A 23,915-nucleotide genomic window follows, 5' to 3' on the forward strand; every position below is an offset into this window, starting at 1 on the left:
GCGTAGATCCCGGACAGATGCGTTCCGCGATTGCCATGGGCGATCAGATTCGTGCTGCCAGCTCCGTGGCCTGCTTGATCGCCCGCTTCGCATCCAGCTCAGCGGCGAGATCGGCGCCGCCGACGACATGGACCGGGACGTCGAGGGAGGCAAGCGGTTCGACGAGCTCAGTGACCGACTCCTGCCCGGCGCACAGCACCACGGTGTCCACGGCGAGCAGGAGCGGCTCGCGTGCCTGCCCATCGGGGCCGGGCACGGTCAGGTGCAGGCCCTCACCGTCGATCCGGACGTATTCGGCGCCTCCGATCATGTTGACCTCGGCGTCGCGCAGCTCTGCGCGGTGCACCCATCCGGTGGTCTTGCCCAGCCCCTTGCCGTGGCTGGTGGTCTTGCGCTGCACGAGGTGGATCTCCCGCGCCGGCGGCGGCTGGCTCCGCTCTCCCAAGCCGGCGCGCCGCTCCCAAGGCCCCACCACGCCCCAGCGATCCCGCCACTGCTGCGCGGACTCGTGCGGCTCGTGCAGCAAGGCCCGGCACACATCGAAGCCGATCCCGCCGGCGCCGATCACCGCGACCTTCGCGCCGACCTGCTCCGGGTGGGTGATCGCCTCGGGGTAGGCCATCACGCTGGGGTGGTCGACCCCGGGGATCGCGGGACGTCGGGGGGTGACCCCGGTGGCGAGGACGATCTCGTCGAAGTCCGTGAGCTGGGAGGGACCGGGGCGGGTGGAGAAGTGAGTCGCGACGCCACGCACACCGAGCATGTGGGCGTAGTAGGCGATCGCCTCGCTGAACTCCTCCTTGCCGGGGATCTGGGCGGCAAGCCGGAACTGCCCGCCCAGGTGCGCGCTCGCCTCGAAGAGCTCGACCTGGTGCCCACGCCCCGCCAGCTCGACGGCGGCCGCGAGCCCCGCCGGGCCGGCGCCGATGACGGCGACCTTCTTGGCGCGCCGGGTGGGGCTGAGTACCAGCTCGGTCTCGTGCGCGGAACGCGGGTTGAGAAGGCATGTGGCGCGCTGGTTGGCGAAGGTGTGGTCCAGGCACGCCTGGTTGCAGGCGATGCACGGGATGATCTCCTGTGTGCGCCCCTCCTCGGCCTTGCGCACCCACTCCGGGTCAGCGAGCAGCGGGCGGGCCATCGAGACCAGATCCGCCTCGCCGGCTTCCAGGATCTGCTCGGCGGTCTCGGGGCGGTTGATCCGGTTCGAGGCGATCACCGGAATGCCGACCTCGGCCTTCAGGCGCGCGCTCACGAAGCTGAAGGCGGCGCGGGGCACCGAGGTCACGACCGTCGGGATCCGCGACTCGTGCCAGCCGATCCCCGTGTTGAACAGCGTCACGCCCGCCTCGGTCAGCCCCTGCGCGAGCTCGAGGGTCTCCGCCCAATCCTGCCCATCAGGAACCAGGTCGAGCATGCTCATCCGGTACTGCACGATCACGTCATCGCCGACGAGCTCACGGGTGCGCCGCACGATCTCCAGCGGGAAGCGCATCCGCGCGCTGGCCGAGCCGCCCCAGGAGTCCGTGCGGTCGTTGGTGCGAGCGCTGAGCATCTGGTTGATCAGGTACCCCTCGGAACCCATGATCTCGACGCCGTCATAGCCCGCCTGCACGGCGAGCTGGGCCGAGCGGGCGAAGTCGTTGATGGTCGCCTCGACCTGCCGGCTGGAGAGCGCTGCGGGCGCGAAGGGGGTGATGGGCGACTTCCGCCGCGAGGCGCCCTGGGCGAAGGGGTGGTAGGCGTAGCGCCCGGCGTGCAGCAGCTGCAACAGGATCTTTGAGTCGTGCTCGTGGACGGCGTCGGTGACCGTGCGATGCCTGCGCGCCTGTGCGGAGCGGACCATGCTGGAACCGAAGGGCAGCAGCCAGCCCCGCCACGAGGGGGCGTATCCCCCGGTGACGATGAGGCCGACGCCGCCGCGGGCGCGCTCGGCGAAGTACGCGGCGAGTTTGTCGATGTCCCGCCCGCGGTCCTCGAGCTTGGTGTGCATCGACCCCATCACCACGCGGTTGCGCAGGGTGACCGGGCCCAGGTCGAGCGGCGTGAAGAGGTGCGGGTAGTCCCTGGGCGCCGTCGCGGTCATCCCGTCAGGGTAGCCAGTGGGGTGGAGCCTCTTGGAGGAGGGGCGCCCGGGCATCGCGTCGCGCCAGTGCCGGTGTCGGGTGGCGGAGCCTGCGGCAGTGTCGGTGGTGGGTCGACGGCGGTGTCTGTCGTGGTGTCGGTGGTGGGGCTTAGGGTGCTGGTGGGTGGCCTGCGGGCGAGGAGTGCGGGGCGAGTTTTTGCCTGGTATCCTGCGGGAAAGTCCTTGCCTACGAACAGATGTTCGACTAGAATGGGTTCATGGTCGAACAGGCAGATCCCGGTCCGGGTGAGGGTGACCCTCAGCCCGGCGAATCTGCTGCGATCACCTCTGGGGTGGCCGGCCCGGTGGGGCGTTGGCGCGCTCCGGAGCGGATCCGCGGGTCGATCGAATGGGCCCGCACGGTGGCAGCGAGCCGCCTCGATGGCATGTACGCCGACGAGCTCGCCCAGGTCCCCGGCGGCCCGGACCTGGCCTACGTCCTAGAAGCCGCTCATGAGTCGCGCTGCCATGAGGCCACCCTGGTCGAAGCGGTCGCCGCTTGTGAGCGCCTGGCCGCCTGGGCGCACGCGCAGCAGGCCGCCTACCTCCAAGAGATCAGGAATCGCCGCCGCGACCGCGCGCTCCTGACCGATGAACTGGCTCCTCATCAGGACTCCCGTGCGGATACCGCTGAGGCCGCTGAGATCGGGGCACGGTTGAGGATCACGCCCCGGGCCGCGCGCGCCAAGGTCGATCTGGCTGAGGCGCTCGATGACTTCCCCGATGTCCACGATGCGCTGGCGGCAGGCCTGATCGATGCCAGCAAGGCCGAGGTCCTGGGCCGGCGCCCACCGGGGTTGGGGCGCGGGGATCATCTTCGGGTCGTTGATGCGCTCTTGCCGTGGGCACCGCGGTTGACGGTGCCGGCCTTGAAGCGCCGGATCGCCAAGCTCGTCATCGAGCTCGCGCCGCAGACCGCCCTGGTCAGGCAGCGCGAGGCTTATGCGGATCGGTGCGTGTCGATCGAGCCGGCAGGGGATGGGATGGCGTGGCTGACCGCCTACCTGCGCGCCGATGACGCGATCGCGGTACGCCGGACCCTGGACGCCATGGCCGATACTGCTGCACGCGTGGAACAAGCCGGCCGGCGAGCCCGAGGTGCACGCGAGCACCCCGGCGTGGTGGGCCCCGAGAGCGAGGGCTCCCGGGCTGTCTCCGGTGCCGAGGGCCACCGGGTGGCCCGCACCCTGGATCAGCTCCGCGCGGACGCTTTCGTCTCGGCCTTCGAGAGCCTCGACCGCGATCACGCCGTCCCCTCAGGCGGCACCGCCGGGAGCGATACCGTCCCGACCAAGGCGCCGGCCGTGCGCGCCGGTGGGCCAATCCATCGCCGCGCTCACCGCAGCGCCATCAACGTGACGATCTCGGCTGCCACGCTGGCCGGGCTTGATGAGCTCCCGGCCGAGCTCGCCGGATACGGTGCGATCCCCGCGCCCCTGGGCCGGGAGATCGTCCGGGAAGCACAGCACGCGCACAGCAACCAGCGCCAGGGCAGCAACACGGGACAGGGCGGCGATCAGGGCCCGGTGGGAAGCCAGCTTCCCCGCGGCCCGAGCATCCGCTATCTCGCCCTGGACGAGAACGGCCAGCCCGCCGCGCCCAGCACCGCCGCCTACCGGCCCGGCCAGGCACTCAGCGCCGCGGTGACCGCCGGAGAGCAGTACTGCACCTTCCCCGGCTGCCGGATCCCCGCCTACTACACCGACCTCGACCACATCGAGCCCTACGCGCCACACCACGCAGGCCCCGGCAACACGGGCACAGTGGAGGAGCCCGGTGAGCCCCAGACGCGAGCATCGAACCTCCAACCCCTGTGCCGCAGCCACCACAACCTCAAGACCTCCGGGCTTTGGACCACCCGCCGCGAAGACGACGGCGCTCTGACCTGGACCTCGACCAGCACCGGCCACACCTACCACCACGTACCGGAACCACCACCCGGAGTCGCTGCGGCGAACTCCCCGCCACCACCGCAGCCCGCGCGATCCCGGCCACCACAGCGGTCCTCATCTCCCCAAGCCTCAGCGCCCCCGCCCATGCTCCCCTGCGTACAGGGCTTCAAGCTCACCGGAGCCACCACCCCACACCAGCGCGCCCTGCTCGCCACATCCCACGAGCGCGCCTCGGCGCCCCCGAAAACCGATGACCAGAACACCTAGCGATCGGCGCACACGCGGACAGTGACCTTCCGTGATCAGTGGCAGGATCGCCCCATGCCCTCCGAAGGCACCACCGAGCGGGTACTCCGCCTCCTTGCGTTGCTGCAACGGCGACCCACCTGGACAGCTGCCGATCTTGCCGCCGAACTCTGCGTGACCGATCGTTCGGTGCGACGCGACGTGCAGCGCCTACGCTCGCTGGGATACCCGGTGCACGCTGCGCCAGGCATCGGCGGCGGATACCGACTCGGCGCCGGCACCCGCCTGCCTCCCCTCCTGCTCGACGACGCCGAGGCCACGGCAACCGCGGTCGCCCTACGCCTGGCGTCCACCAGCACCGTGATGGGCACCGGCGAGGCCGCACTGGGCGCCCTGGCGAAGCTCGATCAGGTCATGCCGCCACGCCTGCGCGGTCAGGTACGCGAGTTGCAGAACGCTACCGCCACACTGGCCGGACCACAGTCCGGCGTGAATATCGAGGTACTGGTGGCTCTCGCGCACGCCTGCCGAGAGAGCCTTCGCGTGCGCTTCCAGTACACCGCCGCCGGCGGGAACGAACAAGAACGAACGGTGGAGCCGGTGCAGATGGTCGCCACGTCCCGGCGCTGGTACCTGATGGCCTACGACCTGGACCGCGAGGATTGGCGCACCTTCCGCCTGGACCGGCTGCGCGAGGTCACGACCTCCACGTGGCGGTTCAGCAAGCGCGATCATCCCGACCCGGTCGCGTACGTCCAGCAGTCCGTCACCGCGGCGCCGTACCGCTACGTGGCGCGGGTACGGCTGCGCGCCACGGTCGAGCAGGTGTCCGCGCGGGTCCCACCTCAGGTCGGCAAGGTCGAAGGCCAGGACGGCGCGTGGACGCTCTACACCGCCGGCGCGGACGACCTCGACTGGCTGGCGATGCACATCGCCCACATCGGCTTCGAGACCGAGATCCTTGAACCGAGCGAGCTCTTCGACGCCGCCCGGCGCCTCTCCGCACGATTGGCAGGCATGGCGGTCAGCTAGGCAGCTACGCCGGCCCGAACCACCGGGGCACGCGGGCCCGGTAGTCGGCGAACTCCTCCCCGAAACCTTCCTCGAGAGCTGCCTCCTCTGCTGGGATCTGCATCCGGTCGATCGCCAAGACGTAGCCAGCAACCGGAAACGCAGCGGCCCACGAGCCCCGCATGAGCGCATGAGCGGCGAGCAGCCCGGCCATGCCCACATACATCGGATTGCGGCTGTACGCGTGCGGACCGTCGGTGACCAGGGCGCTCGCCTTCGTCACCGTGATCGGGTCGATCGAGGTCTCCTGGCGCCGGAATGCCACGAGTGAGCTGCCGAGCAGTGCCACCGAGGCTCCGGCCACTGCGATGCCGGCAGCCAGTCCGAGCTTCCCGGCGTCCGTGCGGCGCGCGAGGACGTGCTGCACCGCAGCCGACGTCGAGAGCAGCACCACGGGCGGTATCCGGATAGCCATGCCGGCCATGCTAGGGAGGCCCGCGCGCTGTCGCAGCCCGCAGTGCCGCGCGCCAGGCAGCGAAGGGGATGGACGCCCCCTCGAACCCCTGCAATCATCAGCCCATGACCGCCGGATGTGTCCTCGAAGCGTCGTGATGACAGCTCCATGAGTGAGTCTGCCTGGCAGTTCGAGGCGCGCCTTATCGAGTGGCGCGGACCAGCACCCTTCGTGTTCGCACCGCTGCCCCACGACCTCTCCGCCGAGCTCAAGGAAGCGGCGCGCGGCCTGATGTACTGGGGTCAGGTTCCGGTCATCGCCACGATCGGTGCCACCGAGTTCGAGACGGCGATGTGGCCACGGGAGGGGAGATTCCTGCTCCCCATCAAGGCCGCGGCGCAACGCACCGAGGGGATCGACGTCGGCGATACCGTCACCGCCGTCGTCCGGCTCCCCCTGACGTGAGGTCCGATCTTCCAGGAACTCCAGCCACCCCAGCACCAGCCGCCAGGTGCATCTAGTTGCGATTGTTGCAACTAGATGCCACGCTGAGTCCATGACAGAACCACAACCATCGCCGCGGGGCGGTGCACTCACGCCGTCCCACGCCCGCAACCTGCTGGGCTCCATGCCGCAGCGACCGCGCCGTCACCTGGAGCTGAAGGATCACCTCGCCGCCGTGGGCGTCATCGCCTTGTCGATGGCGGCCGGGCTGGTCGCGCTGGCCGGACACCCGTGGTGGGCACTCCTCCCCGCAGTCGGCGCGCTGGCCGCGGCCGGCGGGTGGCTTGCGAGCCGGAAGGCTCGGGTCAATGAGCCACGCCTCGGGCGGCACACCGTGGTGATCGTGGTGTTCTCGGTGTGGCTCTTCCTCCCCATCTGGCGCGGCCTCACCCGCGGCGAGACCATCGCCTTCCCTGAAGCTCTGATCTTCGCCGGCCTCGCACCGGCCGCATGGCTGGGTTTCTACCTCGTGCTCCTCCTGCGCCGCTGAGGCCTGCCGTGAGCTACCAGAATCTCGACCCGCACCTGCTCGCCCCCAAGCGCTTCGTCACGCTCGCGCATCTCCATCAGGTCGAGCAGGCCGACTACCCGGCCCTCCAGGAGTCCACCGGCATGTCCACACCGGACCTCTCCAAGATCATCCGTGACCTCGAGGAGCGCGACCTCGTGGAGGTGACGAAGGGCCGCAAGAACCGCTACGGCCACACCCTGGTCCGGCTCAGTACGTCCGGGGAGCAGGCCTTCGCCCAGCTGCTGCGCACACTCAACGAGACTGCCGGCCAGTGACACCACGCAACTGCCGCTGCGGGGCACGTCCCCTCCCCAGGACTGATACGTTCAATGCCGCACCGCGCGAACGGCCTCCTGCAGTGCGCCCTGCAGATGGGGGTGTTGGAACTCGTAGCCGGCCGCGGTGAGTCGCTCCGGCAGCACCCACCGACTCTTGAAGATCAGTTCCGTCTCCGTGCGGATGCTGATGGCCCCGAGCTCGAGGACCCACCGAGGCAGGGGCGGACCGAAGCGCACGCCCACGCTGCGGCGTACCGCGGCCATGAAGGTGGCGTTGTCCTGCGGATGCGGGGCGGACGCGTTGACCGGGCCGTCCAGTTCGGGGTGATCCTCGAGAAAGTCGACGATGCCCGCGACGTCGTCCAGGTGAATCCAGCTGAACCGCTGGCGGCCTGCTGTCGCGCCGGGAAAGTGCGCCGTGCCCGCCGTTCGTCGCCCTCGGCTCACCGGCCACCAGCCATCGAGCTGGGTTCCGCCCAGCCCGAGCCGGGCCAGTGTGGCGATCGGCCCCAACAGGCCCCCACCGCCCAGCACGATCGCCGTGCGCAGGGCCACCCGCCGGGTGTGCGGCAGATCCGCCGCATAGAGGCTCTGCTCCCAGGCCTTGGCCACCTCCACGGAGAAGCCTGTGCCGAGCTCCCCCGAGCTCTCCGTCATGGGGCGGTCCTCAGCATGGCGATAGATGGTCGCGGTCGAGGAGTTCACCCACAGCGGCGGAGGCTGCTCGGCTGCCGCCATCGCCGTGCCGAGTGCTGCAGTGGTCCGTAACCGAGAGGACAGGATGCGTGCACGATTCGCAGCGTGGTAGCGGCAGCTCACCGACTTCCCCGCCAAGCCGATCACCAGCGCAGCACCGTCGACGGCACGCGCGATCCCCGCCGGGTCGTCCCAGGCGACATCGGCGCCGGAGCGAGAGATGGTCACGACCTCCCGGCCCTGTTCACGGTAGCGGTGGTGCAGGTGTTGACCCATGAATCCGGTGGCCCCGCCGATGACCACGCGTCCGGCGCCCATCAGTCCTCCTCGATGCGATAGGAGAAAGTGCCGCGATAGCGGTAGATGACGCCGAGCAGAGCTACCCGGACGGTGAGGTCTACGTATTGACACTGCTCGACGTCGTCGTAGCGCTCACGGAGGTGGATCCGCGGTGCAATCGGGCGCGGCAGGCGGATCCTGCTTCGACCCCAGCGCACCGCGACGGCGTGGCTGCTCAGGTGGAGCTCACCATCGCGCACGTCGATATCGAAGCTGACATCGAAGAGCGCGGGCTGGCCGATGGTGTCCACCACACGCCCGTGCGGTGCGAGGTACACGCTGTCCCGCATGGTCCAGGTGCCGTCACCGGGCACCCTGCGGACGGCCACGGCACGGCCCTCGACGGTGCGGTTCACGATCCGGAAGGGCACGTCCTCGTACCATCCCGGAAGCAGGACGTGGCGACGCTGCAGCAGGCTGAGGGCCGGCTCCAGCCAGCGATGCGGGGTCCCGAACTCAGCGAAGACGCCTACCCCGACACCGACCGTGCCGGACCTGATCGTGGAGAAGTAGCGCTGGAGCTCTGGATGGAGCAATGCCATCCGACGGCCCAGCGCCCGCTCGTACGGAGAGGTAGGCGCAGTCATCATGCGCCGACACTATGTGGCGTGGGACCGGGAGCACTGTGCCAAGCTCAGCCCATGGACGAGCTCTCGGAGTACCTCGACTCGGTGACCCCGGCGCGGCGGCGCGACGACGCGCGCACCCTCCTCGCACTCATGGCGGAGGTCACCGGCGAGCAGCCGGTGTTGCACCGCGGCGGGATCATCGGCTTCGGCACCTACCACTACCAGTACGCCTCGGGACGGGAGGGCGATTCGATCGCCGCCGGATTCGCGCCTCGGAAGGCGGCCACCACGATCTACCTGATGAACGGTGTCGACCGCTACACCGCCGAACTCGCCGAACTCGGTCCCCACACGCTCGGGGTCGGTTGCCTGTACATCAAGGATCTCTCGGCGATCGATCTGGACGCCCTTCGCGCCATCGTGCGCGACTCCTACGAGACCTTGACCTCAGGCACTTACGGACAGCGGGCCGGCGAGGACTGAGCGGACTCCGAGACGAGATCCCGTGCGGCCGGCAGCCGGTACCCGGTTGCTCAGGACGCGGCGGCCCACACCTGTTTCCAGTAGCCCGCCAGAGAGTCGACGGTCTCGTGGGCGTTCAGTCCGCTGGGCTGGGGCACCACCCACAGCGCCACCCCGGTGGGCCAGCCGGAAAGTCCCGCCACCTCCTGTTCGCCGAGCACCGCCTTGGGCAGCGAGTAGGCCACGCGGAAGGCGGTGATCCCGGCGATGGCCACCACCCTCGGGTGCAGCTCGCGCACCAGCTCGACCACCCGTGCACCACCGGCACGCAGCTCCTCGCGCGTGAGCTCATCGGCCCGGACCGTGGCACGGCCCACCAGGTTCGTGACGCCGATGCCGCGGGAGAGCAGGTGGTTCTCGTCCTCAGCGGAGAGCCCGGCCGCGGCGTCAACGACGTGGTCGGTCAGCCCCGCCCGGTACAGCGAGGGCTAGAAGCGGTTCCCGGGCCGGGCGAAGGGCGCATTCACCGCCGCCGTCCACAGGCCCGGATTCACCCCGACGATCAGGAGGCGGAGCGCTGCACCGTCGGCCGGGAGGATGTCGTCGACTCCGTCCGGCTCACCGGTGGCGAACTGCGCCAGTTCTTCTCGCCGCGGCCGGCGCCCGTCCATCGGAGATGGTCGGCGCGGAATTCCGATCGTGGCCATGGAAGTAACGTACGTGGCGCCCGCACCGACCGCTGCTCCGCTCCCGATCCAGGAAGTCGATGATGACTGAGGACACCACCACGCCCCTGCCGCGCCTGATCATCGTGAGCGGACAGCCCGGCTCGGGCAAGACCACGCTGGCGCATCGCGTGGCCCGGGAGATCGGCTGCCCGGCTGTCATCCGTGACGAGATCAAGGAGGGCATGGTCCACGCCCACGGCCCAGGCTTCCAGCCCGCCGAATCGGATCCGCTGACCATGCGCACCTACCCGCTGTTCTTCGAGTGCCTGCAGCTGCTCCTGGCCGCCGGGGTGGCGGTCGTCGCCGAAGCCGCGTTCCAGCACCGGCTCTGGCACACGGGGCTGGGGCCGCTGATGGATCTCGGCGAGCTCCGCATCGTTCGGTGCCACACCCAGGAGCACACGATGATGGCGCGCCGACGGATCCGGATGTCGAGCGAGCCCACGAGAGCAGCACATGCCGATGCGGCCACGCTCACCCCCGAGCCGGAGTGGACCCCGCTCCACCTCGACCGCCCCACCCTGGATGTGGACACCACCGACGGCTACCGTCCCGGGCTCGAAGCCATCACTGCGTTCTGCCAGGCCTGACCGTCCCGGCCCGGCCACCGACGTCGACATGGCACGCCGGCCGAGATGCCCGGAAGGTGCGCACAGCAGAAGATGGGGCATGCTTCCCTCCGCACGGCCCCGCTCCTGGACATTCGAGGGGCGCATCGCGGGGTGGGGCACCGCTTCCGGCCGGCGCTTCGTGCTGGGAACCTGGCGCAACTCCCCGCTGGGGTCCTTCACCGATGTGATGGTCGAGCAGCCGGACGGCGAACGGATCCTGCTCGCTCCCCACGCCGAGATCGCCGACTTCGTCGCCTCCACCTACACCTTCGACCGCACTGTCCTGGCTCCGGTTCTCCTCCGGCGCACTGATGCCGATGGGAACTCTCTGCCGGATTCCGCCGCCACCATGCCCGGTGAGCGCTGGAGTATCGAGGCCGGTCCGCTGACCGCGCGCGTCACGCTCGGCTCCCGCACCGTCCTGGGGTGGCTACTTCGTGGCGTGCCGCGCCGTCTCGCCAGTGCGCCGGCCTTCACCCACCTGACCGACCCGGTGGCGCGGGTGCTCTTCCGCGGCGTCCGGACCCGGGGAACGGCCGGGGGCGGGCGCCAGGAGTACTACGGCGCGACCGACCTCCGCCGCCTGGTCTCAGCCGCCACCTTGTGGGACGGCGAGAGCCTCGGCCCGCTTCGCCCTCTGAGCCCTCCGGTGCGCTTCGGTTTCGGCTCGGCGCCGCGGCGGCCCAGCGTGACTGATCTGGTCACCACCGTGCGCGAGTACGCCCCGTAGTCACTCTGCTGCGGTCAGTCGGCGGCTTCGGCGTAGCGCTCGGCCCGGGTGGCGACCTGCTGCTGGTAGGAGAGGGAGTTGTTGTAGGAGAGGATCGCGCGGATCCACTGCTCCTCGGTCTCCAGACTGCCGTCGAGTCGGCACAGGTAGCGTGCGGCCGCCAGGGCGGCGTCGTCGATACTGTGCGGGCTGGCGTTGCCGGTACTTCCGGCGTCCACTGCCCACCGGGACCACGTCTCGGGAATGAACTGCATCGGCCCGACGGCGCGGTCCCACTCGGTGTCGCCATCGAGCGCACCGCCGTCGGTGTCGGGGATCGCAAGCGTGTTGTTCGTGCCGTCCAGGGCGATACCGATGATGTGCGGCCGCGCCACGCCGTCGTCGTCGATGGATCCGCCCTGGAGGCGGCCGTGCCGGCTCTCCACCCAGCCGATGGCGGCCAGGGTGTTCCAGCCGACGGTGCACTGGGACTCCTGGCGCGTGCGGATATCCGCGGCGGCATAGGCGGCCAGGGCACGGCGTGGGATGCCGTGAGCGGCCGCGGTGCGATCCAGCCAGTCCGGATCGGCGAGGTCACGGAAGGCGCCCGGAGTCTCGGGGCCGCTTGCCTCGGGCGCTGCAGCAGGGGTCGCGGAGTCCACGATCGGTCGTGGCGCCTCGGCCTCGCGCGCCGGGTCCGGTAGCGCATTGAGGAAGCCGACGATCCCGGCGATGACCAGCGCGCCAACCACGAGGATGAGGAGCAGCACGCCGATGGCGGTGCCCACAGCTCGCCCAGTACTCACCGGCCCATTCTGGCCGACGCTGATCGCGTGGGGTGGCCAGCGGCATAGGCTGTGACCATGGTCAACTATCGATACCTCGGCAACAGCGGATTCAAGATCTCGGAGATCACCTACGGCAACTGGGTGACGCACGCCTCGCAGGTGGAGAACGAGGCCGCCATCAAGACGGTGCACGCCGCGCTCGACGCCGGCATCACCTCCTTCGACACCGCGGACGCTTACGCGAACACCGCGGCTGAGGAGGTTCTCGCCGAGGCGCTGAAGGGCCAGAAGCGCGAGAACCTGGAGATCTTCACCAAGGTCTACTTCCCGATCGGCAACAAGGGCCCGAACGACACCGGTCTGAGCCGTAAGCACATCATGGACGGCATCCACGGCTCGCTGCGCCGGCTGAACCTGGACTACGTCGACCTGTTCCAGGCGCACCGCTACGACCACGAGACCCCGTTGGAAGAGACGATGCAGGCCTTCGCCGACATCGTCCGCCAGGGTAAGGCGCTCTACATCGGCGTCTCGGAGTGGACTGCCGAGGAACTGCGCGAAGGCCACGCGCTCGCCCAGGAGCTCGGCTTCCAGCTCGTCTCCAACCAGCCCCAGTACTCGATGCTGCACCGCGTCATCGAGGAGAAGGTCGTCCCGGCCAGCGAGGAGCTGGGCATCTCGCAGATCGTCTTCTCCCCCATGGCCCAGGGCGTGCTCTCCGGCAAGTACCTGCCCGGTCAGGATGCTCCCGCGGGCAGCCGCGCCACCGATGAGAAGAGCGGCGCGGACTTCATCAAGGGCCTGCTGCGCGACGAGGTGCTGGAGGCCGTTCAGAAGCTCAAGCCGATCGCCGAGGACGCGGGCCTGACACTGCCACAGCTCGCGATCGCCTGGGTGCTGCAGAACCAGAACGTGGCCTCGGCGATCGTCGGCGCCTCCCGGCCGGAGCAGCTCGCCGACACGGTCAAGGCCTCCGGCGTCACGCTCGAGGCCGACGTCATGAGCGCGATTGAGAAGACGCTGAGCGACGTCGCCGTCACCGACCCGGAGCTGACCTACTCCTCCGCGCCGAAGGAACGTCTGGTCTGAACGAGAACCTGATGGACGGCCCAGTCTCCTGACGGAGCTGGGCCGTCCGTGTTCCGGCCAAGCTCCGATTAGCTGCGCCGGTAGTGCAGGTACACCGTGCCGTTGGTGAAGGCGCGCTGCTCGGTGAGCTTCAGGGTGAGCGCCGCATCGGCGGGAAAGGCCCGCAGTCCGGCCCCGACCACGGTGGGGACGACGAAGAGGTGAAAGTCCTCGACCATGCCGTGCCGGATGGCTTCAGCAGCCGTGGTCGGCCCGAAGATCCCCACCTGGCCGGAGGCTTCCTCGACGACTCGGTGCAGCTCAGCCAGGCCGAGGGAGGGAACCAGTCGTTCGCGCGCGGCATCGAGGTCCCCGCCGGTCAGTGTGCCTGAGACAACGATCTTGTCGATCCCCTGCCACCGCCGGGCGAACTCGCGTTCATCGTCTGACCACTCATCGCGCGGTTCCTGGTTCCAGTACCGCATCAGTTCGTGAGTCTTGCGGCCCAGCACCTCGGCGGACTCCGCCGCCATCTGGTCCAGGTGCCTGGCGAAGATCTCCGCGCTCGGCTCCGCCCACGCGAAGTCGCCGGCGGCGTCCGCCACGAATCCATCCAGCGACATGGTCGCGGTGTAGGTCAGAGTTCCCATCGCGTCCCCGGCCTCCTTCGGCTCGTCAGTGACTCCCGGGGGTCGCCGTGGCCCGGCGGGGCCTGCCGGTGCTCGCCGCCTCGTGCCGCCGCAGCGGCTAGCGTGCGCCTGCCCGTGCACGGAGAATACTGCTCCAGCGATACGGCGGGAAGTCCTCGGGCCAGTGCGCGGTGATGGTGTGCACACCCCGCCAGCTCCTGCGGGCAAAGGAGCTCGCGCTGACGAAAGGCCGGACCGACATGGTCATCGGCGCAGCGCGCAGCCGCCGGATGCGATACCGCCTCCCCACGTGAAAGGACAGGTCGAGGTCGTCGTGCAACTCGGGATCTAGGCGGTGCACCGAGTCGCGCACGACCTCCCAGGCCTCCCGGCGCATCGCGAAGTTCGAGCCGAAGAGCGGCCGGTGCCCCAGGGCCGGCACCGCGGTCATCGCGTAGGCGGCCAGGTAGAGGGCAGCCAGCGGCCGGCGCAGCAGCACCGGACCGTCGTGGAAGCGCGCCGGCCCGGTCACCGCGCCCGCTTCCGGGTACCGCTCGAAGGCGGCGATCACCTCGGCGATCCACGTGGGCGGGGGGAGGCAATCGGCGTCGAGACGCAGGATCAGTTCACCCTGCGCGGCATCGTAACCGCGGGTGCTGGCGGCTGGGATCCCGGGCTCCGCGCAACTGACCACAGCGGCGCCCCATGACCGCGCGGTCTCGGCGGAATCGTCGGTGGAGTTGTTGTCGACGACGACGATCTCCTCGGCCGGGCGGGTCTGCTCCGCGAGCGCCGCCAGGCACCGGGCGAGCATCGCGCTGTCGTCCTTGCAGGGAATCACCACGGACACGGTGGTGATCTGCTCATCCCTGGGGCGTGCTGGCACGGTCCGACGCTACCCGTGGGACGCATCGCCGGCACCTGCTCAGGTCTTCGGCGTAGGTGACGCGAGGGCAACGACGAGAAAGGGGACCGTGCTGACCACAGCACCGCCGATCCACCACGCGGGGCTGTCCACCAGGGTGAGCCCGAAGAGTGTGGTGGCAACGACCAGCCCCATCGCGGCCGGCGGGCTCGCTTGCAGGACCCACCGGCGTGGATGCTCCCGGGGCGGGTTCCCCACCATCAGAGCCAGCACGAAGGCGGGCATGATCGTCACCACCACGCTCGGTACCGGCAGTTCGTCACTGATCGCGAAGCCATGCACCAACAACACCGCCATCGTGAGCATGCCGAGCACAGGGGCAACGACGGGCAGCCAGCGCAGCCTGGCGGGCATCGCGGTCCCCGCTGTCTCCGGTCGAGATGCGTGCGGCGCCGTGCCCACAGGTTCCGTCTCTTTCGATGTGTTCATCGCCCTGGACGCTACCGAGCATCACGCGAGCGCGACTCCGCCTCGGGCGGGAGATCGATCCGACGGCGGGAGGAGATCGCTGGAGCTATCGCAGCTGCTCGGTGATCGCCGTCCACAGGCTGGCGTACGCCTGCGCGACCGGGTGCCGCGCCGCGAAAGCCGCCACCGGGGCACGCTCGTCACCCATGTGCTCCACCACCACGCTGGCCGGGATGACGACGTCGAGGATCTCCGGGTGCTCGGCGGGCAGCTCTTCGGCAGCGCGGCGATGGCTGAGCTTGCGCCGGTCCACCAGGGAGAGGAAGGCCAGGATCGGCGCCGGCTTGGCCGAATCGGCCACGAGCTCGCGCACCTGCCCCAGGGTGCGGAGGGACAACGGCGAAGGCGGCAAGGGGCTCACGATCACGTCGGCGGCTCGCACCGCGTTCTCCGCCACCAGGGAAGCCCCGGGCGGGCAGTCCAGGATGACGGTCTCGTACGTGCCCGAGGCGTCCTTGAGGACTTTCTCCACCCGTCGCTTCGACCCTTTGGCCGCATCGAGCAGGAGTTCGAGCTCGCGGTAGGAGTCATCAGCCGGGAGAACGTCGATCCGGTGCTGCCCCTCGGGGCGAGAGAAGTCAGCCGAACGCACCACATCGGAGATGCTCTTGCCGCCGGTGACCAGCTTGGACACCCCGCCCTTGAGCTTGGGCTTCACGCCCGTGAGGTAGGTGCTGGCGCCCTGCGCGTCCAGGTCCCAGAGGAGAACCGGGCCGGACTTGCTGGCCTCCCAGGCCAGGTTGACCGCGGTCGATGTCTTACCGGAACCACCCTTGGTGGAGTACGTGGCGATGACCTGCATCTCTCGAGCGTAGAAGTGGGCTGATCGCCTCGCCACTGGCGGGTCAGTCGGCGTCCTCGTTCTTGAGCGCTGCTGTGAGCAAGGCGACCAGGGCTTCGAGCTGAATGTCGGTGGACGAGGGGAGATCCTCCTCGGCTGCGCCGTCCAGGGCACGGGCTGCCAGGCCCGACTTGCTGTCGATCAGTGCGGCGATCGTGGCGTCCATGGTCTGTGCGGCGATGATCCGCCACGCCGTGACCGGTTCGGACTGACCGATCCGGTGGATCCGGTCGATCGCCTGGGTCTGCTCGGCGTCGGTCCACGACAGCTCGGCCAGCACCAGGTTCGAGGCCACCTGCAGGTTCAGGCCCACCCCGGCGGCGGTCAGCGAGCACACGGCGACGGCGACCTCGGGATCCTCGGTGAAGGCGGTGATGGCCTTCTCGCGCGCCTTCGGCGTCTGGTCACCGCGGATGGAGGCGAAACCGATCCCCTGGTCGGCGAAGAGCTGCTCCGCCTGGTCCATGACGTCGACGTGCTTGGCGAAGAACACGACCTTGCCGACGTTGCGGGCGAGCTGCGCCGCGTACTGGGCGGCCAGGCCCGCTTTGGCCTGGCCGATCCGCCGCACCATCGTGAAGACGTTCTCGCCCTTGGTCTTGGAGCTCGAGTCCTTGAGCTCGGCGGCCGCCACGCGGCGGGCGAGCGCGTGATCGATTCCCTCGACGTCGTCGCCGGTTCGCGCCTCGAGCGCCGCGTGGTAACGCTGCACCATCCGGCGGGTGAGCACCTCTTCGGCCGCACGGATCGAGCGGCCGGCAGCGTTGTCGATCTCGACGGGCAGGTCCGCCACGCGGCGCGCCGGGATGTCGGCGATCACGTCGACCTTGCGTCGGCGGACGATCCCCATGTCGATGACGCTGGCACGTGCAGCGGCAGAGAAGCCCGGGTCTGCTGGGGTGAGCTCACTGGCCTCGAGGGCAGCCATCAGCGCCCCGAGCGGCTTGTCGTCATCGATCCAGCCGAGCAACTGCCAGATGGCGCGGAAATCTTCGATGTCGTTGATCAGCGGTGTGCCGGTCAACGCCATCATCAGGGGCCGGCCAGCCCGGATGCGGATGCTGTCCGCGACGGTGAGCACGTGTTGGGATCGCTGGGAGCGCTTGTTCTTGATGAAGTGCGCCTCATCGACCACCATGCCGCGGAAGCCGAGCTCGGCCAGCCAGCCGACGTGCCGGTCGAGGAGCTCGTAGTTCACGATCACGACATCCGCAAACCCATCGATGTCGTCACCGTCGCCGTGGACCACGGTGGCCCGGCGCTGCGGCACCCACATCGTGACCTCGTGCGCCCAGTTCGTCTTGACCACGTTGGGCACCACGACGAGCAGCGGGAAGGCATCAGCCGCCTGCGCGGCCAGCAGCGCCTGGGCGGTCTTGCCGAGTCCGGGCTCGTCCGCCAGCAGGAAGGTGCGGTGCCCTTCGGCCGCGGCGGCCACCACCCGGGACTGATGGGGCATCAGGTCCACGCCTGGAGGCACCGGCACCGAGCGGGCGGAGTAGGAGGTCGCCTCGGGCAGGTCCATGCAGGCGGGTGCTCCGGTGGCGGCCTTCTCGAAGGAGCGGAACAACGGTTCGAGCAGCTCCCAGCCGGCGAGGCGGCGGGCGCGCGTCGCCGTGCGCTCGGCTGCGGCCTGGTGATCCGGGGCCAGGAACGGGTTCGCCATCTGCCGGGAGATCACGGACTGCGGCACCACGCGTTTGGTGGCGGCCGGTTCGCCGGCGCTCGGCGCCGTGGGGGCCGAGGGCTCGGGCTCAGGGGGCGGCTCGATTCCGCCGGCGCGCATCACGGTCGCCTTCAGGGTGCGCGCGGCCTCGGACAGCTTGGCGTTCTCGTCGACCAGCGCAAGCAAGGACGTATCCCGGGCGGCGATCTTGGCCAGCATCGTCGCCACACCGTCGAGTCGCTTGAGTTCCTGCGTCCGCCGCGCCTCACTCAGCGTGGCGTCGGCCTTGACCTGTGCCCGCTGCTCCCGCACGAGGAGACCCACGACCTGGAACTTGGTGCGCAGCGCCGGGCGCGTGGGAGGCCGGCGCACCACGCTGTCGAGCTCGCTCGCCAGCCGGGCGAGCACTGCAGTGATCTCCTCGTCGGCAGGGCGGGCGGGGCGGCGGCGCCGAGCGCCGGAGCCCGACCGGGTTCGACCGTTCGCGCCCGATCCGGCGCCCGTGCGAGCGCGACCTGTCCGACGCTGGTCTCCTCGTGCCATCTCTTACCCTTCTTTGTTCCCGCGTGACGACGCCGGTCGAGCGTTCTCACGCCCACTCGTGCCGCACAGGCGTGCACCACACGCCCGGCACCTCACGACGCCGAGCTCCGGCCCGGGGCCACAGGCCCGGAACAGGCACCGGATCATCTCGAAGCGCCCCGCTGAGCGAAGTGCAGGACGTCGGCCTGCCACTGCGGCCGTACCACCAGAATCGAGTGTCGTGCCAACAGCCACCACCGTCGCGGAGCTGACCCGGCCCGGTGTGCGTGCCGGAGCACGAGCGACGGCAAGTGCTTGATCATGCCAGACGTGCCCGGCATCCGGTTGGACCATCGACTCGCCGGCCTCGCCCCGTGGTCAGGGGAAAGATACCAGGCGGAGCTACGACTGCCCCCGCAGCGCCTGAGCCACTCGCCGCTGGATGACCTCATGATGCAGGGCACTCGCTCCCGGCCGCGCGCCGAGATCCCCCACCTCCGCCCGGGTCCCCGTAGGGTCGAGCAGGCGTTGCATCCCGGCTTGGAGCGTGCGCTGGTCGATCTCGGCGCCGCCGGCAAGGGTGAGCAGTGCGGCGCCCTGGTCGAGGGCGCTGAGCAGCGCGCCGAGCTCCTCGCCGGAGAAGTGCTCCTCCGGCGCCAGGTGCTCCTGCGCGATGGCGGTGTAGCCGTCGGTGAGGACCTGCATCCGCCGCGCCATCTCCGCGGAGAGATGCTCGTCGCGCGCGGCCACCGCGATGAACTCCAGCGTGGCCAGGGCAAACCCCCTCATCGCCTCGGTGGTGGCCTCGCCCACGGTCTCTGACGAGGCCGCCCGCTCGAAGACATCCCACCCTCCCTCGGCAAGAGCCGTCTCCAGGTTGAGGTCGACGACTGCGAGGAACAGGGCTGCCTTGCCCGAGAAGTTCGAGTAGACGGCCCCCTTGGAGAAACCGGCCTCGCGCGCGATCACGTCCAGCCGCGCTCCGTGGTAGCCGTCACGGGTGAAGACGGCTCGGGCGGCGAAACACAGCGCCTCTCGAGTCTGTCGCTGCCGATCACGGCGCGACAACGGGTCAGGCAGGGACGTCATGACGCGATCCTACGGTGCGCGTGACGTTGACATACTGAGGGTATCGGAATACCGTTAGTATTCCAATACCCACGGTACTTGAAGGAGATTCATGGCCGAGAACGTGCTCGCCGTCGCTGGACTGACCCGACGGTTCGGGACAGTGGTCGCCAACGACGCCATCTCTCTGCAGGTCCGGGCCGGAGAAGTGGTCGGCCTGCTCGGCCACAACGGCGCGGGCAAGACGACGCTGGCCTCCCAGGTCGTCGGACTCCTCCGTCCGGATGCTGGGAGCATCCACGTCTGCGGCATCGACGCCGTCGCCAAGCCGGCCCTCGCTCGCCGCTACGTGGCGCTGCAGTCCCAAGCCCAAGCCCCTATGGACGGCCTCACCCCGCGCACCGCGATCGAACTCGCCGGACGCATCCGGGGCCTGTCCAGCCGTCGAGCGCGCGCCACGGCCGCAGAACTGGCCGAGGAGCTGGATATCGGGCCATGGCTTGATCGACGCGCCCAACCGGAGGGCCGCGGCCTGTCCGGCGGCATCCGGAGACTGACCGCCTTCGCCATGACCGTGGCCGCCTCTCCGCCGCTCCTCATCCTCGATGAGCCGACCAACGACATCGATGCGTCACGACGACGGCTGCTCTGGACGGCGTTGCGCCGACGCGCCGACGCCGGCGCCGGAGTCCTGCTCGTCACCCACAACGTCACCGAGGCGGAACGCATCGTCGACCAGCTCGTGGTCCTCGATCGCGGCCAGGTCGTCGGCGCCGGCTCTCCCGCAGAGCTGCGAGGTACCCGGGACACCGACCTCCGCATGGAGTTGCACCTGCCGGCCGAGGGCGGCGAACCGGACCTGACCTCGGTGACCGTGAAGCCGCTGCGCCAGCTGCGCGTGGGACGACGTCTCCTGATCACCGTTCCCGCCGAGCAGGCCGCTTCCGCCGTCGCCTGGGCATCCGGCCTACGCGATGCCGCGCAGATCGACAGTTACGCCCTGGCGCCGGCCACTCTCGAGGATGCCTACCTCGCCCTCACCTCATCCGATGACTCTGCTTCCCGAGAGGAACACGCCCGTGTCTGACACGCTCACCACGTCCGATGCCCGTCCCGCACCGGTCCAGGTCAGCCTCTGGACGACGTACCGCACGCTGCTGCGGTGGAACGTGGCCCAGATCGGGGCGCAGCTGCCACTCGTCATCGTCGTTCAGGCGCTCCTGGCGGCCGGGATCATCATCGGTTTCGGCTTCCTCATCCCGGACATCGACCCGGCGACAGCGCTCTTCCTCTCCACCGGAGCGCCGACCGTCCTGTTGCTGACGATCGGTCTGGTCATCGTGCCGCAGGGGGTGGCGCGCGCCCGCATCGACGGGACGTTCACCTACATGCGGTCCCTGCCCCTGGCCCGGCCCCTCCTGCTGGCTGCGGACATGACCGTGTGGCTGCTGATCGCCCTGCCCAGCGTGGCCGTCGGAGTGCTGGTGGCGCGGCTGCGCTACGACCTCGCCTACTCCTTCGACTGGCCGGTGCTGATCGCCGCGGCACTGCTCGTCACGCTCATGGCGACGGCAGTGGGCTATGCGATCGCCGTCAGCCTGCAGCCGATGCTGGCCCAGCTGGTCAGCCAGGTGCTGGTCTTCTTCGTTCTGCTGTTCTCCCCGATCACCTTCCCGGCGAACCAGCTGCCCGCATGGTTCCAGTCCGTGCACGATGTCCTGCCTGCCCGCCCGGGAGCCGATCTCCTGCGCGCAGGACTGGACTCGGCAACCTTTGATGCCAGCCTCCGCGACCTGCTCATCCTGGTGGCCTGGTGCCTCGTCGGGGTCGCGGTGTCTGTGCGTGCGCTGGTCCGCAGGACATAGGTGAGCGGCCCTGCCTCAACCGATCCGGGATTCTGCCGAGGCGAATCCCAGCCACGTGTGACGGTTGTTCCACCAGCACCAGCCGGCCTTCGGAGCCCCCCGGCGCTCCCGCCCGTCCCGTCCCGTCCCGTTGGAGATCCACAGTGCCGGCGTGCGCGCATCGAAGCCCGCGCCCTTGCGCAGGCGTGAACCGATCGTCATGTAGCACGCATTGCGCGCGAGCACACCGGGGGTCTGCAGTGCCCAATGGACGCCTTCGGCGAGGGTGAGCGGCGACCGACCTCGGCTGGCCAGCTCCGCGTCGGCTTCGGCGGGCGAGTCATTGCGCAGGTGGTCGCCGCGGTCCGGCGCGGTGACCGCGTACACGACCGCTTCTGGGAGCTGGACCGCCGCCGTGGGGGCGAAGTCATCCACGTCCGGCATGTCGACCACGACGAAGCCCTCCCGCTCGCCACGGTCGCGGCCCAGGGCAGGAGCGCGGAGGTGCGGGACGAGGACGCTGGGCGGCAGGACGGCCTCCGACACCACGAGCAGCGCCCCCTCCGGAACCTGCTCCTCCAATCGACGCGCGGCCTCCCGCAGGCGGCCCGGGGTCACCTCACCAGAGTCGGAGACGAGGCCCACTGCAATGAGGCGGCGTGCCTGCTCACTCAATGCCGGGAGCGGTGGCGCCCCCGGTACGGGCGGCAGCTGATCCTGCGGACTTGCGGCGGATGTGGGCACAGGTGGCCTCCAAGGCGAGAAGTGGCGCGGGGAATGCTCAACAGATGACGTCGGGGACGTATTCCCATCCGGCGGAACGGCATCACCGCCCCGCCCGTTCGCGGCAGGCCTTGCTGACAGCAGTAGGACCACGTCCCGCCGCGGCTCTACGATCCTCTTCGTGACGACCCCCGAGCCCATGAGCCGCGCCCTTACCCTTGCCACTCTCCCGCGTGCTCGAGGCAGCCTGAGCCTCACGACAGTGGCACTCGGGCTGACCGCGCTCACGGCCTGCGTGCCCGACGCCGGTAGCGACCCTGAGGACGCCACCTCCCCCACGCCTGCCACCGCCGAGTCCGAGCCAACGGATGCCGAGCCCACGGCAACCGCCACGAAGCCGCCGAACCCGAGCGAGGCTCCGGCCGCGCAGGGCCAGGAGCCTGGCGAGGAGGAGCCGCAGGAGGACCCCGCCAACCCGGACCCGCCGCCCGAACTGACCGGGCCGGGCGCACAGGTGGCTCTCGGAGAGACCATCACGGTCCGCCAGAGGGTGGGGATCCTCGACGAGGAGGAAGCCTGGGCCGTGGTGCGCTACACCGTCACCGGCATCGAACCTGGCGACGACAGCCTGATCGACGACCTCGACAACGCGGAGGAGTACCTCGGTGGCAGCGTGTCCTACGTGCGCGGCACGGTCGAGGTGGTGGCGCTCTACGGTGCCGGGATCGGCGGGATCGTGGGGGGCGCCGTGACCGGTGTCCAGGACGACGGGTACCTGACGGCCGGTATCTTCAGCGTGCCGGCGGCCACCGAGGACTGCACCGGGAACTTCCTCGTCACGGGCGCCGGTGTGGGCGACGTCGAGGAGAGCTGCACCGTCGCACTCGCCCTTCCCGGCACCGACGTGGTCGCAGCCGCCTACTACGCCGACGACGTCCTCAGCAGTGACGGCCCCAGCGAGGACCCCTACTACCTCGACCCGGTGGTGTGGCTGCCCTGAGGGGCAGCGAGGCAGCCGGACCGACCGGCCGGTCGGTTTGTCATGTACGGTCAGAGCATGAGTCGACGCGTACCTGTTCCCAGAGCAATGCACGACGTGCTAGGCCGGACTCAGACCCGAGCCGAGATCGTTCTGGTGTCCATCGCAGGTGTCGGAATCGCTGCCATGATTGCCATTGCGGGGGCAGATGTCCTCGCGGCGGCCCCGCTGTGGCGGGCACTCCTGGCCGTTCTTCTGATCGTGGACATCGCCGCAGGCTGCGTCGCCAACTTCACCTCGGGCACCGACACGTACTACGCGGAACGCCCGACCAGTCGCTGGGTCTTCATCCTCGTTCACTGGCATCTGGTGGCGACTGGCCTCCTGCTGGACGTCGCCGTGGTTCCGCTGATCGTGGTCACGGTCTTCGCCTTGCTCTCGGCGACTGTCGTCAACCTGCTGCACGGGCGGCAGCTGCAAGTCGCCGCCGGTGGCCTCCTCCTGACGGTGGGCGTCGTGGGCGTAACCCTGTGGTTGCCCTCGATCGCACCGCCATTCCTGGTCGCGACGGCCGCCATGTTCATCGTGAAGGTCGTCTTGGCGTTCGCAGTCACACACCATCGCCTCGCGCGCGACCCCGCTAGCCAGGCAAGCGGAGAGTGATCATGACGCCGACGCATCGCACCGCACGGGCACACATCCTTGAACAGTCGTTCCTGCTGTTTCTCGCGCACGGGTTCGAGGCCACGAGCATGTCTGACATCGTCCAGGCGAGTGGCATGTCCAAGGGCGCCGTGTACCACCACTTCGCCACCAAGGCTGAGCTGTTCGATGCCGCCATCGATCACTACTTTCTCGACGTCGTCGCACCGGGTGAGCCGATGGAGCATGAACATCAGGGGTTCGAGGTGGCAGTCCGCGCGGTCGCGATGTCCTTGACGGACGGCCTGGCGCACGTGTCCTCACTGAACGCCGACATGACCGCCTATTACCGCTTTTTCCTTTCCGCCACCGAACGAAACCGGCCAGCGGTCCAGGCGGCTCTGGCGGCACGCCTCGAGTCACTCGCCGAAGCGGCGGAACGGGACGCCACGGTCGGCGGTCGACGTGGCGGGCCGGCTCCTCGAACCCTCGCCAGACTGGCGCTCACGACCGTCGAAGGTGCGGCCCTGCTCGCCGCTGTGGATGGGCACGAAGACCTCGCCTACCGCGTCAATGACACGGTCGAGCATTTCCTCGCGCTCGTACGAGCCGGGTGAGGC

26 protein-coding genes and 1 pseudogene are annotated in these 23,915 nt (G+C 69.6%); 14 read left to right on the forward strand and 13 right to left on the reverse strand.

The window, feature by feature from the left end:
* Positions 1 to 43: 43 nt before the first annotated feature.
* A complete protein-coding gene (locus EDD31_RS02500; RefSeq protein ID WP_123302763.1) occupies positions 44 to 2,083 on the reverse strand; it encodes an NADPH-dependent 2,4-dienoyl-CoA reductase in 2,040 nt (679 codons plus the stop codon).
* Positions 2,084 to 2,340: 257 nt separating this feature from the next.
* Here EDD31_RS02500 and EDD31_RS02505 point away from each other — a divergent pair, with 257 nt between their 5' ends.
* Together EDD31_RS02505 and EDD31_RS02510 are read left to right on the forward strand one after the other, a co-directional pair.
* Positions 2,341 to 4,281 carry a DUF222 domain-containing protein gene (locus tag EDD31_RS02505; protein WP_123302764.1) on the forward strand — a complete coding sequence of 647 codons (1,941 nt, stop codon included), beginning with the start codon at positions 2,341 to 2,343 and terminating at the stop codon, positions 4,279 to 4,281.
* 54 nt (positions 4,282 to 4,335) lie between these two features.
* Complete coding sequence (locus EDD31_RS02510; protein WP_123302765.1) at positions 4,336 to 5,292, forward strand: helix-turn-helix transcriptional regulator; 957 nt, start codon at positions 4,336 to 4,338, stop codon at positions 5,290 to 5,292.
* Positions 5,293 to 5,296: 4 nt separating this feature from the next.
* Here EDD31_RS02510 and EDD31_RS02515 read toward each other — a convergent pair whose 3' ends face one another.
* Positions 5,297 to 5,746, reverse strand: a complete 450-nt coding sequence (locus EDD31_RS02515; RefSeq protein WP_123302766.1) for a methyltransferase family protein — start codon at positions 5,744 to 5,746, stop codon at positions 5,297 to 5,299.
* Between the two features lie 147 nt (positions 5,747 to 5,893).
* On the opposite strand from EDD31_RS02515, the gene EDD31_RS02520 reads away from it, so the two are divergent.
* The 3 genes from EDD31_RS02520 to EDD31_RS02530 all read left to right on the forward strand — a co-directional run bounded on the left by EDD31_RS02520 (position 5,894) and on the right by EDD31_RS02530 (position 7,015).
* Positions 5,894 to 6,190: a DUF1905 domain-containing protein gene (locus EDD31_RS02520; protein ID WP_123302767.1), complete on the forward strand. Its 297-nt coding sequence runs from the start codon at positions 5,894 to 5,896 to the stop codon at positions 6,188 to 6,190.
* Positions 6,191 to 6,281: 91 nt separating this feature from the next.
* Positions 6,282 to 6,719, forward strand: a complete 438-nt coding sequence (locus tag EDD31_RS02525) for a hypothetical protein (protein WP_123302768.1) — start codon at positions 6,282 to 6,284, stop codon at positions 6,717 to 6,719.
* A gap of 8 nt (positions 6,720 to 6,727) precedes the next feature.
* On the forward strand, positions 6,728 to 7,015 hold the full coding sequence (locus EDD31_RS02530) for a transcriptional regulator (RefSeq protein ID WP_123302769.1): 288 nt from the start codon (positions 6,728 to 6,730) through the stop codon (positions 7,013 to 7,015).
* A gap of 51 nt (positions 7,016 to 7,066) precedes the next feature.
* Here EDD31_RS02530 and EDD31_RS02535 read toward each other — a convergent pair whose 3' ends face one another.
* A complete protein-coding gene (locus EDD31_RS02535) occupies positions 7,067 to 8,032 on the reverse strand; it encodes an epimerase (RefSeq protein ID WP_123302770.1) in 966 nt (321 codons plus the stop codon).
* Positions 8,032 to 8,643, reverse strand: a complete 612-nt coding sequence (locus EDD31_RS02540; protein WP_123302771.1) for a DUF4166 domain-containing protein — start codon at positions 8,641 to 8,643, stop codon at positions 8,032 to 8,034. Before EDD31_RS02540 ends, EDD31_RS02535 begins: the two co-directional genes overlap by 1 nt.
* 51 nt (positions 8,644 to 8,694) lie before the next feature.
* Here EDD31_RS02540 and EDD31_RS02545 point away from each other — a divergent pair, with 51 nt between their 5' ends.
* Positions 8,695 to 9,105, forward strand: coding sequence for a DUF1801 domain-containing protein (locus tag EDD31_RS02545; protein WP_123302772.1), 411 nt, complete (start codon positions 8,695 to 8,697; stop codon positions 9,103 to 9,105).
* Between the two features lie 50 nt (positions 9,106 to 9,155).
* On the opposite strand, the pseudogene EDD31_RS02550 reads toward EDD31_RS02545, so the two are convergent.
* Positions 9,156 to 9,791 (reverse strand): annotated as a pseudogene (locus tag EDD31_RS02550) (mismatch-specific DNA-glycosylase).
* A 62-nt stretch (positions 9,792 to 9,853) separates the two neighbouring features.
* On the opposite strand from EDD31_RS02550, the gene EDD31_RS02555 reads away from it, so the two are divergent.
* On the forward strand, positions 9,854 to 10,402 hold the full coding sequence (locus tag EDD31_RS02555) for an AAA family ATPase (protein ID WP_123305029.1): 549 nt from the start codon (positions 9,854 to 9,856) through the stop codon (positions 10,400 to 10,402).
* 79 nt (positions 10,403 to 10,481) lie between these two features.
* Positions 10,482 to 11,153, forward strand: coding sequence for a hypothetical protein (locus EDD31_RS02560; RefSeq protein WP_123302773.1), 672 nt, complete (start codon positions 10,482 to 10,484; stop codon positions 11,151 to 11,153).
* A 14-nt stretch (positions 11,154 to 11,167) separates the two neighbouring features.
* Here EDD31_RS02560 and EDD31_RS02565 read toward each other — a convergent pair whose 3' ends face one another.
* The gene (locus tag EDD31_RS02565) at positions 11,168 to 11,938 is read right to left on the reverse strand and encodes a lytic transglycosylase domain-containing protein (RefSeq protein WP_123302774.1); all 771 of its coding nucleotides are present in this window, start codon (positions 11,936 to 11,938) and stop codon (positions 11,168 to 11,170) included.
* A 57-nt stretch (positions 11,939 to 11,995) separates the two neighbouring features.
* Between EDD31_RS02565 and EDD31_RS02570 the strand changes: the two genes are divergently transcribed.
* Positions 11,996 to 13,009 carry an aldo/keto reductase family protein gene (locus tag EDD31_RS02570; RefSeq protein WP_123305031.1) on the forward strand — a complete coding sequence of 338 codons (1,014 nt, stop codon included), beginning with the start codon at positions 11,996 to 11,998 and terminating at the stop codon, positions 13,007 to 13,009.
* 68 nt (positions 13,010 to 13,077) lie between these two features.
* Here EDD31_RS02570 and EDD31_RS02575 read toward each other — a convergent pair whose 3' ends face one another.
* The 6 genes from EDD31_RS02575 to EDD31_RS02600 all read right to left on the reverse strand — a co-directional run bounded on the left by EDD31_RS02575 (position 13,078) and on the right by EDD31_RS02600 (position 19,128).
* Positions 13,078 to 13,638 (reverse strand): dihydrofolate reductase family protein, encoded by a 561-nt coding sequence (locus EDD31_RS02575; protein WP_123302775.1) that lies wholly within the window; start codon positions 13,636 to 13,638, stop codon positions 13,078 to 13,080.
* A 97-nt stretch (positions 13,639 to 13,735) separates the two neighbouring features.
* Entirely contained in the window at positions 13,736 to 14,503 is a 768-nt protein-coding gene (locus tag EDD31_RS02580; RefSeq protein WP_245990784.1) for a glycosyltransferase family 2 protein, read from the reverse strand.
* A 39-nt stretch (positions 14,504 to 14,542) separates the two neighbouring features.
* Entirely contained in the window at positions 14,543 to 14,971 is a 429-nt protein-coding gene (locus tag EDD31_RS02585; protein WP_148058845.1) for a hypothetical protein, read from the reverse strand.
* A gap of 85 nt (positions 14,972 to 15,056) precedes the next feature.
* Positions 15,057 to 15,812: a ParA family protein gene (locus EDD31_RS02590; RefSeq protein WP_123302777.1), complete on the reverse strand. Its 756-nt coding sequence runs from the start codon at positions 15,810 to 15,812 to the stop codon at positions 15,057 to 15,059.
* A 43-nt stretch (positions 15,813 to 15,855) separates the two neighbouring features.
* The gene (locus EDD31_RS02595) at positions 15,856 to 18,060 is read right to left on the reverse strand and encodes a DEAD/DEAH box helicase (protein ID WP_123302778.1); all 2,205 of its coding nucleotides are present in this window, start codon (positions 18,058 to 18,060) and stop codon (positions 15,856 to 15,858) included.
* A 381-nt stretch (positions 18,061 to 18,441) separates the two neighbouring features.
* The gene (locus tag EDD31_RS02600; protein ID WP_123302779.1) at positions 18,442 to 19,128 is read right to left on the reverse strand and encodes a TetR/AcrR family transcriptional regulator; all 687 of its coding nucleotides are present in this window, start codon (positions 19,126 to 19,128) and stop codon (positions 18,442 to 18,444) included.
* Positions 19,129 to 19,219: 91 nt separating this feature from the next.
* Here EDD31_RS02600 and EDD31_RS02605 point away from each other — a divergent pair, with 91 nt between their 5' ends.
* Together EDD31_RS02605 and EDD31_RS02610 are read left to right on the forward strand one after the other, a co-directional pair.
* Positions 19,220 to 20,194, forward strand: a complete 975-nt coding sequence (locus EDD31_RS02605) for an ABC transporter ATP-binding protein (protein ID WP_123302780.1) — start codon at positions 19,220 to 19,222, stop codon at positions 20,192 to 20,194.
* The gene (locus tag EDD31_RS02610; protein WP_245990785.1) at positions 20,187 to 20,972 is read left to right on the forward strand and encodes an ABC transporter permease; all 786 of its coding nucleotides are present in this window, start codon (positions 20,187 to 20,189) and stop codon (positions 20,970 to 20,972) included. Before EDD31_RS02605 ends, EDD31_RS02610 begins: the two co-directional genes overlap by 8 nt.
* A gap of 15 nt (positions 20,973 to 20,987) precedes the next feature.
* Here EDD31_RS02610 and EDD31_RS02615 read toward each other — a convergent pair whose 3' ends face one another.
* Positions 20,988 to 21,695 (reverse strand): DUF5701 family protein, encoded by a 708-nt coding sequence (locus EDD31_RS02615; RefSeq protein WP_245990788.1) that lies wholly within the window; start codon positions 21,693 to 21,695, stop codon positions 20,988 to 20,990.
* Positions 21,696 to 21,855: 160 nt separating this feature from the next.
* Between EDD31_RS02615 and EDD31_RS02620 the strand changes: the two genes are divergently transcribed.
* The 3 genes from EDD31_RS02620 (at position 21,856) to EDD31_RS02630 (ending at position 23,912) form a co-directional block, all read left to right on the forward strand.
* Positions 21,856 to 22,674, forward strand: a complete 819-nt coding sequence (locus EDD31_RS02620; protein ID WP_148058846.1) for a hypothetical protein — start codon at positions 21,856 to 21,858, stop codon at positions 22,672 to 22,674.
* Between the two features lie 165 nt (positions 22,675 to 22,839).
* Positions 22,840 to 23,316: a hypothetical protein gene (locus EDD31_RS02625; RefSeq protein ID WP_148058847.1), complete on the forward strand. Its 477-nt coding sequence runs from the start codon at positions 22,840 to 22,842 to the stop codon at positions 23,314 to 23,316.
* A gap of 2 nt (positions 23,317 to 23,318) precedes the next feature.
* The gene (locus EDD31_RS02630; protein ID WP_123302784.1) at positions 23,319 to 23,912 is read left to right on the forward strand and encodes a TetR/AcrR family transcriptional regulator; all 594 of its coding nucleotides are present in this window, start codon (positions 23,319 to 23,321) and stop codon (positions 23,910 to 23,912) included.
* The last annotated feature ends 3 nt before the right edge of the window (positions 23,913 to 23,915 follow it).

The sequence above is a fragment of the Bogoriella caseilytica genome (genome assembly GCF_003752405.1).
GTDB lineage: Bacteria > Actinomycetota > Actinomycetes > Actinomycetales > Actinomycetaceae > Allobogoriella > Allobogoriella caseilytica.

What these genes read in the sequence shown, in the direction of transcription:
- EDD31_RS02500 (WP_123302763.1), bottom strand. Translation starts at nt 2,083, where the DNA reads ATGACCGCGACGGCGCCCAGGGACTACCCGCACCTCTTCACGCCGCTC.
- EDD31_RS02505 (WP_123302764.1), top strand. Translation starts at nt 2,341, where the DNA reads ATGGTCGAACAGGCAGATCCCGGTCCGGGTGAGGGTGACCCTCAGCCC.
- EDD31_RS02510 (WP_123302765.1), top strand. Translation starts at nt 4,336, where the DNA reads ATGCCCTCCGAAGGCACCACCGAGCGGGTACTCCGCCTCCTTGCGTTG.
- EDD31_RS02515 (WP_123302766.1), bottom strand. Translation starts at nt 5,746, where the DNA reads ATGGCTATCCGGATACCGCCCGTGGTGCTGCTCTCGACGTCGGCTGCG.
- EDD31_RS02520 (WP_123302767.1), top strand. Translation starts at nt 5,894, where the DNA reads ATGAGTGAGTCTGCCTGGCAGTTCGAGGCGCGCCTTATCGAGTGGCGC.
- EDD31_RS02525 (WP_123302768.1), top strand. Translation starts at nt 6,282, where the DNA reads ATGACAGAACCACAACCATCGCCGCGGGGCGGTGCACTCACGCCGTCC.
- EDD31_RS02535 (WP_123302770.1), bottom strand. Translation starts at nt 8,032, where the DNA reads ATGGGCGCCGGACGCGTGGTCATCGGCGGGGCCACCGGATTCATGGGT.
- EDD31_RS02540 (WP_123302771.1), bottom strand. Translation starts at nt 8,643, where the DNA reads ATGATGACTGCGCCTACCTCTCCGTACGAGCGGGCGCTGGGCCGTCGG.
- EDD31_RS02545 (WP_123302772.1), top strand. Translation starts at nt 8,695, where the DNA reads ATGGACGAGCTCTCGGAGTACCTCGACTCGGTGACCCCGGCGCGGCGG.
- EDD31_RS02555 (WP_123305029.1), top strand. Translation starts at nt 9,854, where the DNA reads ATGACTGAGGACACCACCACGCCCCTGCCGCGCCTGATCATCGTGAGC.
- EDD31_RS02560 (WP_123302773.1), top strand. Translation starts at nt 10,482, where the DNA reads ATGCTTCCCTCCGCACGGCCCCGCTCCTGGACATTCGAGGGGCGCATC.
- EDD31_RS02570 (WP_123305031.1), top strand. Translation starts at nt 11,996, where the DNA reads ATGGTCAACTATCGATACCTCGGCAACAGCGGATTCAAGATCTCGGAG.
- EDD31_RS02575 (WP_123302775.1), bottom strand. Translation starts at nt 13,638, where the DNA reads ATGGGAACTCTGACCTACACCGCGACCATGTCGCTGGATGGATTCGTG.
- EDD31_RS02585 (WP_148058845.1), bottom strand. Translation starts at nt 14,971, where the DNA reads ATGAACACATCGAAAGAGACGGAACCTGTGGGCACGGCGCCGCACGCA.
- EDD31_RS02590 (WP_123302777.1), bottom strand. Translation starts at nt 15,812, where the DNA reads ATGCAGGTCATCGCCACGTACTCCACCAAGGGTGGTTCCGGTAAGACA.
- EDD31_RS02595 (WP_123302778.1), bottom strand. Translation starts at nt 18,060, where the DNA reads ATGGCACGAGGAGACCAGCGTCGGACAGGTCGCGCTCGCACGGGCGCC.
- EDD31_RS02600 (WP_123302779.1), bottom strand. Translation starts at nt 19,128, where the DNA reads ATGACGTCCCTGCCTGACCCGTTGTCGCGCCGTGATCGGCAGCGACAG.
- EDD31_RS02605 (WP_123302780.1), top strand. Translation starts at nt 19,220, where the DNA reads ATGGCCGAGAACGTGCTCGCCGTCGCTGGACTGACCCGACGGTTCGGG.
- EDD31_RS02625 (WP_148058847.1), top strand. Translation starts at nt 22,840, where the DNA reads ATGATTGCCATTGCGGGGGCAGATGTCCTCGCGGCGGCCCCGCTGTGG.
- EDD31_RS02630 (WP_123302784.1), top strand. Translation starts at nt 23,319, where the DNA reads ATGACGCCGACGCATCGCACCGCACGGGCACACATCCTTGAACAGTCG.